The following is a 16,228-nucleotide window of genomic DNA, read 5'->3' as shown; positions in this document are numbered from 1 at the left end:
CGTTCGAACGTCCGGCATTCCGGGAGATTGGGTCGGCCGTTCTGCCGCTATCGCTGGCAAGTCAGCTCCTGCAAGGTCTGGGTACATCCACAAAAACAGCGCCATCGCTGCGGTGCGGCGATCCGACAAGCCAACGCCTACAGTGGAACAGGCATTTCCCACAATGAAACCAGCTGTCCCCCCCCCTTGCCCCTACGCCACAGACGTCTACCATCAACCAAAAGGAAAAAATGTCCAAATCCCCCTAAAGTTGAAGGACTCGACTACCGACACAGTACTAATTGGGCAAATACTCCAGGCAACAGCATTTCGGCCAACCCCACAGGCAAATTCCCCTGTGTTTGATTGTCCCTTTGACTGCCATCACGGGATTGCCAATACTCATGGCAACTTGATGCTACCTGCACGGAACAAGGAATGACTCTTTGAAGCTGGAACTCAAGAACAGCTTGTCGGTGAAGTTGCTCCGGGTCGTGCTCCTGTCGGCATTGATCGTCGGCGTGGTCTTGAGCTGCGCGCAGATCGTTTTCGATGCCTATAAAACACGCCAGGCCGTGGCCGGCGATGCCCAGCGCATCCTCGACATGTTCCGCGACCCCTCGACCCAGGCCGTCTACAGCCTGGACCGGGAGATGGGCATGCAGGTAATTGAAGGCCTGTTTCAGGACGACGCCGTACGCCAGGCCTCCATCGGCCATCCCAATGAAGCCATGCTGGCGCAAAAGTCCCGCGAGTTGCAGCAATCCAGCAGCCGCTGGCTGACCGACCTGATCCTCGGCAAGGAACGCACCTTCACCACTCAACTGGTGGGTCGTGGCCCGTACAGCGAGTACTACGGAGACCTGAGCATCACCCTCGATACCGCCACCTACGGGCAAGGGTTCATCGTCAGTTCAGTCATCATTTTCATTTCCGGGGTATTGCGCGCCCTCGCCATGGGGCTCGTGCTGTATCTGGTCTACCACTGGCTACTGACCAAACCGCTGTCGCGGATCATCGAGCACCTGACCGAAATCAACCCGGACCGCCCCAGCGAGCACAAGATTCCGCAGCTCAAAGGCCACGAGAAAAACGAACTGGGCATCTGGATCAACACCGCCAACCAGTTGCTCGAGTCCATCGAGCGCAACACCCACCTGCGCCACGAAGCGGAAAACAGCCTGCTGCGCATGGCCCAGTACGACTTCCTGACCGGCCTGCCGAACCGCCAGCAATTGCAACAGCAACTGGACAAGATCCTCATCGACGCCGGCAAACTGCAACGCCGGGTCGCGGTGTTGTGTGTCGGTCTCGATGACTTCAAGGGCATCAACGAACAGTTCAGCTATCAGACCGGCGACCAACTGCTGCTGGCGCTGGCTGATCGCCTGCGGGGCCACAGCGGTCGCCTTGGCGCCCTCGCCCGACTGGGCGGCGACCAGTTCGCACTGGTTCAGGCCGATATCGAACAACCCTACGAAGCCGCCGAACTGGCGCAAAGCATTCTCGATGACCTGGAAGCGGCATTTGCCCTCGATCATCAAGAAATTCGCTTGCGCGCCACCATCGGCATCACGCTGTTCCCCGAGGACGGCGACAGCACCGAGAAGCTGCTGCAAAAAGCCGAGCAGACCATGACCCTGGCCAAGACTCGCTCACGCAATCGTTATCAGTTCTATATCGCCAGTGTCGACACCGAGATGCGGCGCCGTCGCGAACTGGAAAAGGACCTGCGCGATGCCCTGGTCCGCAACCAGTTCTATCTCGTCTACCAACCGCAGATCAGCTACCGCGATCATCGGGTGGTCGGCGTCGAGGCCTTGATTCGCTGGCAACATCCCGAACACGGGCTGGTACCGCCGGACCTGTTCATCCCGCTGGCCGAGCAGAACGGCACCATCATTGCCATTGGCGAATGGGTGCTGGATCAGGCCTGTAAACAGTTGCGCGACTGGCATGACCAGGGCTTCACCGACCTGCGCATGGCGGTGAACCTGTCCACGGTGCAGTTGCACCACGCCGAGCTGCCACGGGTGGTCAACAACCTGTTGCAAATGTACCGCCTGCCACCGCGCAGCCTGGAGCTGGAAGTCACCGAAACCGGCCTGATGGAAGACATCAGCACCGCCGCCCAGCATCTGCTGAGCCTGCGTAGATCCGGCGCGTTGATTGCCATCGACGACTTCGGCACCGGTTACTCATCGCTGAGTTACCTGAAAAGCCTGCCGCTGGACAAGATCAAGATCGACAAGAGCTTCGTACAGGATCTGCTCGATGACGACGATGACGCGACCATCGTTCGAGCGATCATTCAGCTGGGCAAGAGCCTTGGCATGCAGGTCATTGCCGAAGGCGTGGAAACCGTCGAGCAAGAGGCCTACATCATTTCCGAAGGCTGCCACGAAGGTCAGGGCTACTTTTACAGCAAGCCGCTGCCGGCAAGAGAACTGGGCGCCTATCTGAAACAGGCTCAGCGCAGCAATGCGGCCATTTTGTAAAAATCAAAAAGCTATCGCCGCCTCGTTTCGCTCGACAGTTCCTACAGACGCACCAATGTAGGAGCTGTCGAGTGAAACGAGGCGGCGATCTTTTGACCTGCGACACAATCACGGCCTGAATAAGAAATATTTCCAAGCACAACCCTTTACAGATAATGCGAAAGATTTGCATTATGTCGCAGCTTTGCGCCCTCGCTGCGCTATTCCACCCCCTTCTCGAAGCAGGATGTTCGCCATGATTCGTATGCCTCTGGCTACCGCCAGTCTGTTGGCCATCGCTATTTCCCTCGCCGGTTGTGGCGAAGGCAAAGACAAAGCTGCCGCTCCAGCGCCTACGCCAGCCGCTACTACCACGGCCCCGGCTGCTGCGCCTGCTGCTGCCGGCAAAGTCGACGAAGCCGCTGCCAAAGCCGTTGTCGCGCATTACGCCGACATCGTCTTCGCCGTTTACAGCGATGCCGAATCCACCGCGAAAACCCTGCAAACCGCTGTCGACGCCTTCCTCGCGAAACCGAACGCCGACACCCTGAAAGCCGCCAAAGCTGCGTGGGTCGCTGCCCGCGTTCCTTACCTGCAGAGCGAAGTGTTCCGCTTCGGCAACACCATCATCGACGACTGGGAAGGTCAGGTGAACGCCTGGCCACTGGATGAAGGCCTGATCGACTACGTCGACAAATCCTACGAGCACGCACTGGGTAACCCGGGCGCAACCGCCAACATCATCGCCAACACTGAAGTTCAGGTCGGCGAAGACAAGGTCGACGTGAAAGACATCACCCCGGAAAAACTTGCCAGCCTGAACGAGCTGGGTGGTTCCGAGGCCAACGTCGCCACTGGCTACCACGCCATCGAATTCCTGCTCTGGGGCCAGGACCTGAACGGCACCGGCCCTGGCGCCGGCAACCGTCCAGCTTCCGACTACCTGGAAGGCAAAGGCGCCACCGGCGGTCACAACGATCGTCGTCGCGCCTACCTGAAGTCCGTGACTCAGCTGCTGGTCAGCGACCTGGAAGAAATGGTCGGCAACTGGAAGCCGAACGTGGCTGACAACTATCGCGCCACCCTGGAAGCCGAGCCTGCCGAAACCGGTTTGCGCAAAATGCTGTTCGGCATGGGCAGCCTGTCCCTGGGTGAACTGGCGGGCGAGCGCATGAAGGTTTCCCTGGAAGCCAACTCCCCGGAAGACGAACAGGATTGCTTCAGCGACAACACCCACAACTCGCACTTCTACGATGCCAAAGGCGTTCGTAACGTGTACCTCGGCGAATACACCCGCGTAGATGGCACCAAAATGACCGGCGCCAGCCTGTCGTCCCTGGTGGCCAAGGCCGATCCGGCCGCCGACACCGCGCTGAAAGCCGATCTGGCAGCGACCGAAGCCAAGATCCAGATCATGGTCGATCACGCCAACAAGGGTGAGCACTACGACCAATTGATCGCCGCCGGCAACACGGCTGGCAACCAGATCGTCCGTGACGCGATCGCGTCGCTGGTCAAGCAGACCGGTTCGATCGAAGCCGCCGCTGGCAAACTGGGCATCAGCGACCTGAACCCGGACAACGCTGATCACGAGTTCTGATCAACGCTGGCTGAGTGATTAAATAGGCGACCTTCGGGTCGCCTTTTTCATGCCTGCCAAACACCGCCCCCCCAATGTAAGAGCGCCGTTTGCAGGAAACCCTGCCCCACATCAACCAAACGATAATTCCTCTTATTCAAACTCCCCTGCCCTGTTAGACTTTGCGCCCTTGTTTTGCTCGTATTGCAGGATGTCTGATGCCCTCGCTGCCTCTTCGCTTGTCCGCACTGTTTCTGGCCCTGGGCCTGAGTGCCTGCGATGACGCCCCGCGTTTTACCCAGGCCGAACCCGGTGAAGCCCGGTCCGGTGGCAGCGCGACCGTGCGCAAGACCGATCAGAACGCCTTTTCCCTGCCCTCCGCCAACCTGCCGCCGTCGCGGCGTGTGGACTTCAGCGTCGGCAACAGCTTTTTCCGCAGCCCCTGGGTGATCGCCCCGTCGACCACCACCGCCCGGGATGGCCTCGGCCCGTTGTTCAACACCAATGCTTGCCAGAACTGCCACATCAAGGACGGCCGCGGTCATCCGCCCACGCCCGATGCGGCCAACGCGGTGTCGATGCTGGTTCGCCTGTCGATTCCCGATGCGCCGCAATACGCCAGAGTCATCGAGCAGCTCGGCGTTGTGCCGGAACCGGTCTACGGCGGCCAGTTCCAGGACATGTCGGTGCCCGGCGTGACCCCGGAAGGCAAGGTTCGGGTCGACTACACGCCGGTACCGGTGCGTTTCAAGGACGGCACCGAAGTCGAGTTGCGCAAACCGACCTTGCAGATGACTCAGCTCAACTACGGCCCGATGCACCCGGACACGCGTTTCTCGGCGCGCGTCGCCCCGCCGATGATTGGCCTCGGCCTGCTCGAGGCGATCCCGGAAGACGCGCTCCTCGCCAATGCCGCCGCGCAAGCCAAAGAAAAAAACGGCATCAATGGTCGGCCGAATCAGGTCTGGGATGACGCGCAACAGAAAACGGTCGTTGGGCGATTCGGCTGGAAAGCCGGGCAACCCAACCTCAATCAACAGAACGTTCACGCGTTTTCCGGTGATATGGGCCTCACGACGAGCCTGAGACCGATCGATGACTGCACCGACGCGCAAACCGCCTGCAAACAGGCGCCGAATGGCAACGGCCCGGACGGCGAACCGGAAGTCAGCGACAACATCCTGCGCCTCGTGCTGTTCTATAGCCGCAACCTCGCAGTCCCGGCACGCCGCGATGTCGGCACGCCAGAAGTGCTGGCCGGCAAGAATCTGTTTTACCAGGCCGGATGCCAGTCCTGTCACACGCCGAAATACACCACCGCCGCCAACGCCGCGGAACCCGAGTTGGCCAATCAAGTGATTCGCCCCTACAGCGATCTGCTGCTGCACGACATGGGCGAAGGTCTGGCCGACAACCGCAGCGAATTCCAGGCCAGTGGCCGCGACTGGCGCACGCCGCCGTTGTGGGGCATCGGCCTGACGCAGGCAGTCAGTGGCCACACTCAGTTCTTGCATGACGGCCGCGCCCGAAATCTGCTCGAAGCCGTGCTTTGGCATGGCGGCGAAGCAAAAGCGGCCCAGCAACAGGTTTTGTCTTTCAATGCCGAGCAGCGCGCTGCGTTGCTGGCGTTTTTGAATTCCCTTTAAACGTATTCCTTAGCGGGAGCCCGATATGTTCCGTCCCAAGTTGTTGTTCACCAGCCTTGCCGCACTCGCCCTCGGCGCTTGCTCACCGCAGGATCCGCAGGCCGTCACCTCGGCCGCCATCGCCAAGTCGGTGATCCTGCCCACCTACACGCGCTGGGTTGAAGCCGACCGCCAGTTGGCCGTCAGCGCGCTGGCCTATTGCGAAGGCAAGGAAAACCTCGACACCGCCCGCGCCGACTTCCTGCATGCGCAGAAAGCCTGGGCCGAGCTGCAACCGTTGCTGATCGGGCCGCTGGCCGAGGGCAACCGCGCCTGGCAAGTGCAGTTCTGGCCGGACAAGAAAAACCTCGTCGGCCGTCAGGTCGAGCAACTGGTCAGCGCCCAGCCGCAGATCGATGCGGCGGCCCTGGCCAAATCCAGCGTTGTGGTCCAGGGCCTCTCGGCCTACGAATACATCCTGTTCGACAGCAAGCCTGACGTGGCCAACGACGCGCAGAAAGCCAAATACTGCCCACTGCTCAAAGCCATTGGCGAACGGCAGAAACAGCTGGCCGAAGAGATTCTGAAGAGCTGGAACAACACCGACGGCATGCTCGCGCAGATGAGCAAATTCCCGAACCAGCGCTACGCCGATTCCCATGAAGCCATCGCCGATTTGCTGCGTGTGCAAGTCACCGCACTCGACACCCTGAAGAAAAAACTCGGCACACCGATGGGCCGCCAGAGCAAGGGTGTGCCACAACCGTTCCAGGCCGATGCCTGGCGCAGCCAGTCGTCCCTGACCGGCCTTGAAGCCAGCCTCGCCGCCGCCAAAACGGTCTGGGAAGGTGTCGACAACAAAGGCTTGCGCGGTTTGTTGCCAAGCGAGCAGAAACCACTGGCCGACAAAATCGACGCCGCTTACGCCGCGTCCTTGAAACTGTTCGCCAGCAACCAGCGCTCGCTGACCGAAATGCTCAATGACGACGCCGGTCGCCAGCAGCTCAACGATATCTACGACAGCCTCAACGTCGTCCACCGCCTGCACGAAGGCGAACTGGCCAAGGCGCTGGGCATCCAACTGGGCTTCAACGCCAACGACGGTGACTGATGAGGGTGAGTGCCATGCTGCGACGACAGGCTCTGACGTTAGGTAGTTTGCTGCTGGGAGCAGTGACACTGGGCGGCTGGACGCTGTTCAAGCAAAAGGACAAAAGCCCGCTGCTGCTGTCGGCGCGGGACGATGGCGACGGCAAGCACTACGCCGTCGGGTATCGGCTGGACGGTACGCGGGTGTTCGCCACCCAGGTCGGCCAGCGTTGCCACGACATCATCAACCACCCGACGCGGCCGATCGCGCTGTTCGTCGCCCGGCGTCCGGGCACCGAAAGCCACCTGATCGACCTGCGCGACGGCACGCTGCTGCAAACCGTGGCCTCACAGCCGAACCGGCATTTCTACGGTCACGCGGTGATTCACCGGAGCGGCGACTGGCTGTACGCCACCGAGAACGACACGTCCGATCCCGGTCGCGGCTTGCTGGGTGTGTACAGGTTCGAAGGCGAGCGCCTGGTGCACAGCGGCGAGATTTCGACCCATGGCATCGGCCCGCATCAGGTGTCGTGGATGCCCGATGGCGAAACCCTGGTGGTGGCCAACGGCGGCATCCGCACCGAGGCGGAAAGCCGGGTCGAGATGAACCTCAACGCCATGGAACCGAGCCTGGTGCTGATGCAACGCGACGGTACGCTGCTGAGCAAGGAAACCCTCGCTCAACCAATGAACAGCGTGCGGCACCTGGGAATCGCCAGCGACGGCACCATCGTCGCCAGCCAGCAATTCATGGGGCCCTCCTTTGAGTCTTCGGAGCTGTTGGCAATCAAGCGTCCAGGCCAACCGTTCGTGGCGTTCCCGGTGCCTGAGCACCAGTTGCAAGCGATGGGGCATTACACCGCCAGCGTCGCGGTGCACAGTGATTTGCGCCTGGTTGCGTTGACCGCGCCACGGGGCAATCGCTTTTTCATCTGGGACCTGGACAGCGGTGAAGTGCGCCTGGATGCGCCGCTTCCCGATTGCGCAGGGGTCGGTGCGGTGGCCGACGGATTCGTCGTGACGTCGGGACAGGGCCGATGCCGGTACTACGATTGCCGCCAGACAAACCTTGTTGCAAAACCCCTCGAACTGCCTGCGGGGCTCTGGGATAACCACCTGCATTTGATGGCGTAATGGAGCAGCACCTCGGCAAACGCATTCACCCTGTAGGAGCTGGCTTGCCAGCGATGGCGATCTGAAGATCACCGCAATAGCTTAAGGCCCCATCGCCGGCAAGCCGGCTCCTACAGGCTGGGGAAACCTCGAAAACATCGATTGGAATACCCTGTGCACTCGGAGTAATGTGCCCGACTGTCTCGCCTGATTTTCTCCAAGGAAGTGGAAATATGCTGCGTCGCCGCATGCTGATCATGTTGGGTGTTGTTCTGCTGATCGTCCTGGTCCTGGCCGGTTATAAAGCCTTTTCCATCTATACGATGATTCAAGGCTTCGCTGCGCCGAAACCGCCGATCAGCGTCGCGGTGGCCACCGCGACCGAGCAGCCGTGGCAGGCCCGCCTGCCCACGGTCGGCACACTCAAGGCGCTGCAAGGCGTCGACCTGAGCCTGGAAGTCGCCGGTACCGTCACCGACGTGCAGTTCGAGTCCGGGCAGAAGGTCAAGGCCGGTCAGCCGATCGTGCAACTCGACACTGGCGTGGAAAGCGCCTTGCTGGAAACCGCGCAAGCCGACCTCGGGCTGGCCCAGGTAGATTACGGCCGCGGCAGTCAACTGGTGGGCAGCCAGGCGATTTCCAAAGGTGAATTCGACCGGCTCTCGGCGGTGCTGAAAAAGAACAAGGCAACGGTCAACCAGCTCAAGGCATCGCTGGCCAAAAAGCGCATCGTCGCGCCGTTCAGCGGCACCATCGGCATCCGTCAGGTCGACGTCGGCGACTACCTCGCCAGCGGCACTATCATTGCCACCCTGCAAGACCTCAGCAGCCTCTACGTGGACTTCTTCGTGCCCGAGCAGTCGGTGCCAAAGATCGCTGTCGGCCAACCGGTGCAAATTAGTGTCTCGGCTTACCCGACGCAAAATTTCCCCGGCACCATCAGCGCGATCAACCCGAAAGTTGAAAACAGCACCCGCAACGTTCAGGTCCGCGCGACCCTGGCCAACCCCGATGGCAAACTGCTTCCGGGCATGTTCGCCAGCCTGCAGGTGATGCTGCCCGACCCGCAGCCGCGCATCGTCGTGCCGGAAAGCGCAATCACGTACACGCTGTATGGCAACTCGCTGTACGTGGTTGCGCAGAAAAAAACCGCAGACGGCAGCGTCGAAAAAGACGACAAGGGCCAACCGATTCTGATCGCCGAACGCCGTTTCATCGAAACCGGCGAGCGACGCGATGGTCAGGTGATGATTACCAAAGGCGTGCAGAACGGCGAAAAAGTGGTCACGGCCGGCCAGATCAAACTGGACAACGGCGCGCACATTGCCATCAGCGACGACAAGACCTTAGCCGAGAAGAGCAGCACGCCGCGCGCGGACTGATCAAGGAATCCCCATGGCTTTTACCGACCCGTTCATCCGTCGCCCGGTGCTCGCCACCGTGGTCAGCCTGTTGATTGTGCTGCTGGGCTTCCAGGCCTGGAGCAAGCTGCCGTTGCGCCAATACCCGCAAATGGAAAACGCCCTGATCACGGTGACCACCGCGTACCCCGGGGCTAACGCCGAAACCATCCAGGGCTACATCACCCAGCCGATGCAGCAGAGCCTGGCGAGTGCCGAAGGCATCGACTACATGACCTCGGTCAGTCGCCAGAATTTCTCGGTGATCTCGATCTACGCACGCATCGGTTCCAACAGCGACCGCTTGTTCACCGAGTTGCTGGCCAAGGCCAACGAAGTGAAAAACCAGTTGCCTCAGGACGCTGAAGACCCGGTGTTGAGCAAGGAGGCCGCCGATGCATCGGCGCTGATGTACATCAGTTTCTTCAGCAAGGAGCTGAGCAACCCGCAGATTACCGATTACCTGTCACGGGTCATCCAGCCAAAACTGGCGACCCTGCCGGGCATGGCCGAGGCCGAGATTCTCGGCAACCAGGTTTTCGCCATGCGCCTGTGGCTAGACCCGTTGAAACTGGCCGGTTTCGGCCTGAGCGCCAGCGATGTGACCGATGCCGTGCGCAAGTACAACTTCCTCTCCGCCGCCGGCGAAGTGAAAGGCGAGTACGTGGTCACCAGCATCAACGCCAACACCGAGCTCAAATCCGCCGAAGCCTTCGCCGCGATTCCACTCAAGGTCGACGGCGACAGTCGGGTGCTGCTCAGCGATGTCGCGCGGGTCGAGATGGGCGCAGAAAACTACGACACCATCAGCTCCTTCGGCGGCACGCCCTCGGTGTACATCGGCATCAAGGCCACGCCCGGCGCCAACCCGCTGGACGTGATCAAGGAAGTACGCAAGATCATGCCGGACCTGGAAGCCCAGCTGCCGCCGAACCTCAAGGGTGAAATTGCCTACGACGCGACGCTGTTCATCCAGGCCTCGATCGACGAAGTGGTGAAAACCCTGTTTGAGGCAGTGTTGATCGTTATCGTCGTGGTGTTCCTGTTCCTCGGCGCGTTGCGTTCTGTGGTGATCCCGGTGGTGACGATTCCGTTGTCGATGATCGGCGTGATGTTCTTCATGCAGATGATGGGCTACTCGATCAACCTGCTGACCCTGTTGGCAATGGTATTGGCCATCGGCCTGGTGGTAGACGACGCCATCGTGGTGGTGGAAAACATCCACCGGCACATCGAAGAAGGCAAGACGCCGCTGGACGCAGCCATTGAAGGTGCCCGGGAAATCGCCATGCCGGTGGTCTCGATGACCATCACCCTGGCGGCGGTCTACGCACCGATCGGCTTCCTGACCGGCCTCACCGGGGCGCTGTTCAAGGAGTTCGCCCTGACCCTGGCCGGGGCGGTGGTGATCTCCGGCATCGTCGCCCTGACACTGTCGCCGATGATGTGCGCCTTTCTGCTGCGCCACGACGAAAACCCCAGCGGCCTCGCTCACCGGTTGGACCTGATCTTCGAGGGACTCAAGCGCCGCTACCAGCGCCTGTTGCACGGCACGCTCAACACGCGGCCGGTGGTGCTGGTGTTCGCGGTGATTGTGTTGTGCCTGATTCCGGTGCTGCTCACCTTCACCAAATCGGAACTGGCACCGGACGAGGATCAGGGCATCATTTTCATGCTGGCCAACGCCCCGCAGCCGACCAACCTCGACTACCTGAACACCTACACCGACGAGTTCATCAGCATCTTCAAAGCGTTTCCCGAGTACTACTCCTCGTTCCAGATCAACGGCTTCAACGGCGTGCAATCGGGGATTGGCGGTTTCCTGCTGAAACCGTGGAACGAGCGCGACCGCACGCAAATGGAAATCCTGCCCTTGGTCCAGAGCAAACTCGCAAGCATTCCAGGGTTGCAGGTTTTCGGCTTCAACCTGCCCTCCCTGCCGGGCACCGGTGAGGGGCTGCCGTTTCAGTTCGTCGTCAATACCGCCAACGATTACGAGTCGTTGCTGCAAGTGATGGACCGGGTGAAAAAGCGCGCCATGGCGTCCGGCAAATTTGCCTTCGTCGACGTTGACCTGGCCTTCGACAAACCTGAAGTCGTGGTCGATATCGATCGGGCGAAAGCCGCGCAAATGGGCGTGTCGATGCAGGATCTGGGCGGTACGCTGGCGACGCTGCTGGGCGAGGCGGAGATCAACCGCTTCACCATTGAAGGTCGCAGCTACAAAGTCATCGCGCAGGTCGAACGGCCCTTCCGGGACAACCCCGACTGGCTGAACAACTATTACGTGAAGAACACCAAGGGTGAACTGCTGGCCCTGTCGACCCTGATTACCGTGACCGACCGGGCACGCCCACGGCAACTGAATCAGTTCCAGCAGCTCAACTCGGCCATCCTGTCCGGGGTTCCGCTGGTGAGTATGGGTGAAGCACTCGACGCCGTGCGTCAGATTGCCCGGGAAGAAGCGCCAGCGGGTTTTGCAGTCGACTATGCCGGGGCATCGCGACAATACGTTCAGGAAGGCAGCGCGCTATGGGTCACTTTTGCCTTGGCGTTGGCGATCATTTTCCTGGTGCTGGCCGCGCAGTTTGAAAGCTTTCGCGACCCGCTGGTGATTCTGGTGACCGTGCCGCTGTCGATCTGCGGCGCGTTGATTCCGCTGTTCCTCGGCTGGTCGAGCATGAACATCTACACCCAGGTCGGGCTGGTGACACTGATCGGATTGATCAGCAAGCACGGGATCCTGATCGTCGAGTTCGCCAACCAGTTGCGCAAGGACAAGGGCCTGACGCCGCGCGAAGCAGTGGAAGAAGCGGCGGCCATTCGCCTGCGACCGGTGCTGATGACCACCGCCGCAATGGTGTTCGGCATGGTGCCATTGATCATCGCCACGGGCGCGGGCGCCGTCAGCCGCTTCGACATCGGCATGGTGATCGCTACGGGGATGTCGATCGGGACGCTGTTTACGTTGTTTGTGTTGCCGTGCGTGTACACGCTGCTGGCTAAACCCGATAAGCCTGTACAGCGCGCATAACCTTTGTAGGAGCTGGCTTGCCGGCGATGGAGTGTCAGTTACGGTGATGTCGACTGAGACTCCATCGCCGGCAAGCCAGCGCCTACAAAGGGTGGTGCAAACCGTGAGGCATCGGGCACAAAAAAGGCCTCGCATATGCGAGGCCTTTTATTTGGGCTTCAATCTGGTCAACTCTGCGGCCTCAGTCCTTGAGAAAGTCCGAACATGAACAGCAATAAATCATGATCGGGTTGGGTTGCAACGGTCGCCTTCGCAACCCGCGGCATCGGACAACGCGCGTCCCCGTTCACCGAACTGAGGACTTGCGTGCGGGGCTGCTCCCAAGCAGCCACCGCCAGTGAAGCAACTGCCAAGGCTCCTATCAAGAACAAACCTCGTGCAATTTCGAGTTTCATTGCTATAAACCTTTGATAGCGCTGCCAAACGCCGTCTCGTAAAGGTAGACGAGATTTTTCCAGTCCGTGGTGCTGAACGACGAATGGCGACGCAGTTGCCGCATGTCATGGACAGCGGCGCGACGGGCGGTCAAACGCTGCCGACACTTCTCCAGATCGATCAACGCAACCTCAACGTGGGCGGCCTCGCCTTCGCCGGTGACGCGCACGAATATGTGCTTGGGATAAAGGCAGCCGTGCTGCCACCGGCTCTTGTGCATGCGGGCCAGATTCTCGGCCAGAACCTTCAGGACCCGATCATGCACCGCCTCGCCATGACGCTCGCGACCACCGCCTGCATACCAGTGTTCGATTTCTTCGAAACCGTCCAGTGACTTGGTCACCAGCAATGCGCGCCACTTGTAAACCGGGTCGTGCTGCGCCCCGCAGAAAACGATTTCCGGAACGCGCACGTCGATCAGGCGCATTCCCAGGAGCGCATCTCGCTCACGCAACACCGTAGGCCGACCGAATGGATGCAACCAACTACGATAGATATGTCCGGTCTGACGTTTGGCGTAGAGCAGCTGTCCACTGCTGCTCTTGATACGCTGTACGCCACTTTCGCCACCGCGACGGGCATTGGGTTCTTCAACCCATTCACCGCGCTGATTCCAGAAATAGTCAAAGCGGTCTTGGGAAGCAACGTCCGTTTCTGCTGCACATTGCACTGCCATTGAGTTACCTCTTGCGTAATACATAAACCCGCCACATGGCATAGAGCGGTAGAAAGTCCAGTTGTTCCTGAATACGAAATCCCGCCTGTTCGAACTCCTTTTCGATCGTAGCAGCCGGTAACACAAATCGATTCTGGTAACCGAGATGCCCACGTGTTTTTTCAAGCCTCCTGCGTTTCCAGGCTCTGAAGTTGCCGTCCACCCACAACGAAAGGATCACGCTGTCACGCGTGACGCGCTCGAATTCACGCAGAATGGTCTGTCGATGCTCGGCTTCACCAATGTGGTGCATCAAGCGCATACAAAAAATGCTGTCGACGGCGTTATCAGGCAAGGCGATGTCGAAAGCAGAGGTGTGCAAGGGTTGTACCCGTTTCACCACATCGGCCGGTTGCGCCTTCAAAGCGATCCTCACCATCGACTCGGAGTTGTCCGCTCCGATAATCACCCGGTTGGTTTTTTCCGCCAGTACTGGCCAGAAGCGCCCGGCACCGCAGGGCAAATCGAGGACCAGACCAGGCTCACCGGCCAGTGTCAAAGCCTTGCGCACCAGTTGCTCGTCACGCCAATGGGACAGTCGGCGACCGAGCCCGTCCTGATGTTTGCGCAGGTATTTCTGTGCGTGTTGATCGTCGTATTTTTCGGAAAAATCAAGTTTGATCGGGCCAGCCATCATGAAGGACTCCTGAATGTCTGATGACCACTACCCTAGTGAGTGGCGTGTCAGCGTCAGGTCATGCCTTCGTGAAAAAATCGTGGTGTAAAACCCCGATGTATTTCAAGGTTTTACAGGGTGACGACAATGGCCGAGGGCCACCAACGAAATCAACTGTCTCGCTGGCTCAACTCCACCTGAAAACGGCAGCCATTGGGTTCCATGTTCGTCAGGCCGACAGTCCACCCCTGGTTTTCGCAGATCCGCTGCACCAACGACAGACCCAACCCCAAGCCTTCACCGCGCTTCTCACTGCCACGCACAAACGGCTCGAACATCGCCTCGCGTTTTTCCTCGGGAATGCCCACACCGCTGTCCTCGACCGTGAAACCGGTGGACGTCAGCGTCAAACGGATGAAACCCCGTTCAGTGTAATGCAGCGCGTTGCGCAGCAAGTTGCCCATGACCGCGTGCAGCAGGGTGGCGTTGTAGCAGGTGCTGGCCGGATTGCCCGGTTCAAACATCAGCGACAAGCCTTTCGTCTCGATCGGTTCTCGCCACAAATTGAGCAGTCCGTCGGCGATCTGGCTCAAGGACTGCTGCGGTGCCATGCTGGCGTCTTCACGTTGGGCGCGGGCCAACATCAGGAAGGTCTGCACCAGCTCGCGCATCTCTTCGCAGGCACGGGCGATTCGCTCGACTTGAGCCCGACCGCGCTGGTCGATGCCGGGGTTTTCCAGCAGCAGCTCACAGGAACTGGCCAGTACCATCAACGGGGTGCGCAATTCGTGACTGACGTCGCTGGTGAACAAACGCTCCCGGGTCAACGCCTGGCGCAGTCGGCCTAGAGTGGCGTCGAAGGCCACGGCCAACTCGCCCACTTCATCAGCGGCGTAGTCCGGTGCCAACGGGGGCGCCAGTCCCAAGAGCTGATCGCGATGACGCACCTGCCGGGCGAGGCGCACCACGGGCGCCATCACTTTGCGCGCGAGGATCCAGCCGAGGAATACCGCCAACGCCAGACTCAGGACGAAGCCCACCAGCACCACCGCGAACAACACCCGTTCACGTTCTTCGAAATCACTCTGGTCCTGCAGCAGCACATAACGCCGGCCGTCGACGACTTCGACCATCGCGTGATACGACAGCTGCTCTCGGAACACCTCGTGAAAACCCGGCTCAAGATGACGCAAATCCTTGGGCAGCTCGAAATCGCCCGGCCCGCCGCTGAAATAAAACAGCTGGTCTGGCTCAGGGCGATGGCTCCAGTCCGAGACACTGTCCATCAGCAACAGACGCTGGAGATCGCCGCCCAGACCTGCCGAAATCAGTTTTTCTTCCACCAGGTGCACGGTCGCCACAATGCCCATGGCAAAGGCGCCTGCCACCAATGCGCTCATCAGCGCAAAGGCGATGATGATCCGTTGAGCAAGGCTCTGCTTAAACTCCATCACGGCCCTCGGCCAAGCGATAACCCACACCGTGCACGGTTTGCAGCAAAGGCTTGGCGAACGGTTTGTCGATCACCTGGCGCAATTGGTGGACGTGGCTGCGCAGGCTGTCGCTGTCCGGGCAGTCATCGCCCCACAGGGCCTCTTCGAGAATTTCCCGGCGCAAGACGTGCGGACTTTTCTGCATCAGTACGGCCAACAATTTCAGGCCCACCGGGTTGAGCTTCAAGAAGCGGCCCTCGCGGGTGACTTCCAGGGTATCGAGGTCGTAACTCAGATCGCCCACCTGCAAGGTGCGACGACCGCCGCCCTGCGCCCGACGCATCACGGCTTCGATCCGCGCCGCCAGTTCAGACAGGGCAAAGGGTTTGATCAGGTAATCATCGGCGCCGGACTTGAAGCCTTGCAGGCGGTCGTCCAGTTGATCGCGGGCAGTGAGCATGATCACCGGGGTATCACGGCGAGCGTCTTCGCGCAGGCGTTTGCACAGGGTATAGCCGTCGATGCCCGGCAGCATGATGTCGAGCACGATCAAATCGTAGTGCTCGGTTGCCGCCAGGTGCAGGCCCGACAAACCGTCCTGCGCGCAATCCACGGTGTAGCCCTTGAGCCCCAGGTAATCGGCCAGATTGGCCAGGATATCGCGGTTGTCTTCAACCAACAGAATTCGCATGGGCACCTCCTCCGTACACAGTAACGGCCGTCTTGGCCC

At 60.2% G+C, this 16,228-nt stretch carries 12 protein-coding genes; 7 read left to right on the top strand and 5 right to left on the bottom strand.

Going from position 1 to position 16,228, the window contains the following annotated elements; genetic code table 11:
• Nucleotides 1-425 precede the first annotated feature (425 nt).
• From ACI77H_RS10295 to ACI77H_RS10265, 7 genes are all read left to right on the top strand, one after another.
• Nucleotides 426-2,477 carry a putative bifunctional diguanylate cyclase/phosphodiesterase gene (locus ACI77H_RS10295; protein WP_407011801.1) on the top strand — a complete coding sequence of 684 codons (2,052 nt, stop codon included), beginning with the start codon at nt 426-428 and terminating at the stop codon, nt 2,475-2,477.
• Nucleotides 2,478-2,712: 235 nt separating this feature from the next.
• Nucleotides 2,713-4,056 carry an imelysin family protein gene (locus ACI77H_RS10290; protein ID WP_407011800.1) on the top strand — a complete coding sequence of 448 codons (1,344 nt, stop codon included), beginning with the start codon at nt 2,713-2,715 and terminating at the stop codon, nt 4,054-4,056.
• Between the two features lie 197 nt (nt 4,057-4,253).
• Complete coding sequence (locus tag ACI77H_RS10285; protein ID WP_407011799.1) at nt 4,254-5,681, top strand: di-heme oxidoredictase family protein; 1,428 nt, start codon at nt 4,254-4,256, stop codon at nt 5,679-5,681.
• 25 nt (nt 5,682-5,706) lie between these two features.
• On the top strand, nt 5,707-6,771 hold the full coding sequence (locus ACI77H_RS10280) for an imelysin family protein (protein WP_407011798.1): 1,065 nt from the start codon (nt 5,707-5,709) through the stop codon (nt 6,769-6,771).
• A 14-nt stretch (nt 6,772-6,785) separates the two neighbouring features.
• Nucleotides 6,786-7,886 carry a DUF1513 domain-containing protein gene (locus ACI77H_RS10275; RefSeq protein ID WP_407011797.1) on the top strand — a complete coding sequence of 367 codons (1,101 nt, stop codon included), beginning with the start codon at nt 6,786-6,788 and terminating at the stop codon, nt 7,884-7,886.
• Nucleotides 7,887-8,098: 212 nt separating this feature from the next.
• Nucleotides 8,099-9,247, top strand: coding sequence for an efflux RND transporter periplasmic adaptor subunit (locus ACI77H_RS10270; RefSeq protein ID WP_407011796.1), 1,149 nt, complete (start codon nt 8,099-8,101; stop codon nt 9,245-9,247).
• Between the two features lie 13 nt (nt 9,248-9,260).
• Complete coding sequence (locus tag ACI77H_RS10265) at nt 9,261-12,299, top strand: multidrug efflux RND transporter permease subunit (RefSeq protein WP_407011795.1); 3,039 nt, start codon at nt 9,261-9,263, stop codon at nt 12,297-12,299.
• A gap of 167 nt (nt 12,300-12,466) precedes the next feature.
• On the opposite strand, the gene ACI77H_RS10260 is transcribed toward ACI77H_RS10265, so the two are convergent.
• The 5 genes from ACI77H_RS10260 to colR form a co-directional block, all read right to left on the bottom strand.
• Complete coding sequence (locus tag ACI77H_RS10260) at nt 12,467-12,694, bottom strand: hypothetical protein (RefSeq protein ID WP_253431340.1); 228 nt, start codon at nt 12,692-12,694, stop codon at nt 12,467-12,469.
• Nucleotides 12,695-12,696: 2 nt separating this feature from the next.
• Complete coding sequence (locus ACI77H_RS10255; protein ID WP_407011794.1) at nt 12,697-13,410, bottom strand: lipopolysaccharide kinase InaA family protein; 714 nt, start codon at nt 13,408-13,410, stop codon at nt 12,697-12,699.
• 4 nt (nt 13,411-13,414) lie between these two features.
• Nucleotides 13,415-14,083 carry a class I SAM-dependent methyltransferase gene (locus ACI77H_RS10250; RefSeq protein WP_407011980.1) on the bottom strand — a complete coding sequence of 223 codons (669 nt, stop codon included), beginning with the start codon at nt 14,081-14,083 and terminating at the stop codon, nt 13,415-13,417.
• A 152-nt stretch (nt 14,084-14,235) separates the two neighbouring features.
• The gene (locus ACI77H_RS10245; RefSeq protein WP_407011793.1) at nt 14,236-15,516 is read right to left on the bottom strand and encodes a sensor histidine kinase; all 1,281 of its coding nucleotides are present in this window, start codon (nt 15,514-15,516) and stop codon (nt 14,236-14,238) included.
• On the bottom strand, nt 15,506-16,189 hold the full coding sequence (gene colR / locus ACI77H_RS10240) for a two-component system response regulator ColR (protein WP_407011792.1): 684 nt from the start codon (nt 16,187-16,189) through the stop codon (nt 15,506-15,508). The genes ACI77H_RS10245 and colR overlap by 11 nt, the downstream gene beginning before the upstream one ends.
• Nucleotides 16,190-16,228 lie beyond the last annotated feature (39 nt).

The organism is Pseudomonas sp. O230 (genome assembly GCF_045447035.1).
Classification (GTDB): Bacteria; Pseudomonadota; Gammaproteobacteria; order Pseudomonadales; family Pseudomonadaceae; genus Aquipseudomonas.
The sequence above is the reverse complement of the archived record's forward strand: the minus strand, read 5'-3'. Positions and strand labels throughout refer to the sequence as shown.

Bases quoted from the DNA above. Each gene is read 5' to 3' on its own strand.
- ACI77H_RS10290 (WP_407011800.1), top strand. From the start codon at position 2,713: ATGATTCGTATGCCTCTGGCTACCGCCAGTCTGTTGGCCATCGCTATT.
- ACI77H_RS10285 (WP_407011799.1), top strand. From the start codon at position 4,254: ATGCCCTCGCTGCCTCTTCGCTTGTCCGCACTGTTTCTGGCCCTGGGC.
- ACI77H_RS10280 (WP_407011798.1), top strand. From the start codon at position 5,707: ATGTTCCGTCCCAAGTTGTTGTTCACCAGCCTTGCCGCACTCGCCCTC.
- ACI77H_RS10275 (WP_407011797.1), top strand. From the start codon at position 6,786: ATGCTGCGACGACAGGCTCTGACGTTAGGTAGTTTGCTGCTGGGAGCA.
- ACI77H_RS10270 (WP_407011796.1), top strand. From the start codon at position 8,099: ATGCTGCGTCGCCGCATGCTGATCATGTTGGGTGTTGTTCTGCTGATC.
- ACI77H_RS10265 (WP_407011795.1), top strand. From the start codon at position 9,261: ATGGCTTTTACCGACCCGTTCATCCGTCGCCCGGTGCTCGCCACCGTG.
- ACI77H_RS10260 (WP_253431340.1), bottom strand. From the start codon at position 12,694: ATGAAACTCGAAATTGCACGAGGTTTGTTCTTGATAGGAGCCTTGGCA.
- ACI77H_RS10255 (WP_407011794.1), bottom strand. From the start codon at position 13,410: ATGGCAGTGCAATGTGCAGCAGAAACGGACGTTGCTTCCCAAGACCGC.
- ACI77H_RS10250 (WP_407011980.1), bottom strand. From the start codon at position 14,083: ATGGCTGGCCCGATCAAACTTGATTTTTCCGAAAAATACGACGATCAA.
- ACI77H_RS10245 (WP_407011793.1), bottom strand. From the start codon at position 15,516: ATGGAGTTTAAGCAGAGCCTTGCTCAACGGATCATCATCGCCTTTGCG.
- colR (WP_407011792.1), bottom strand. From the start codon at position 16,189: ATGCGAATTCTGTTGGTTGAAGACAACCGCGATATCCTGGCCAATCTG.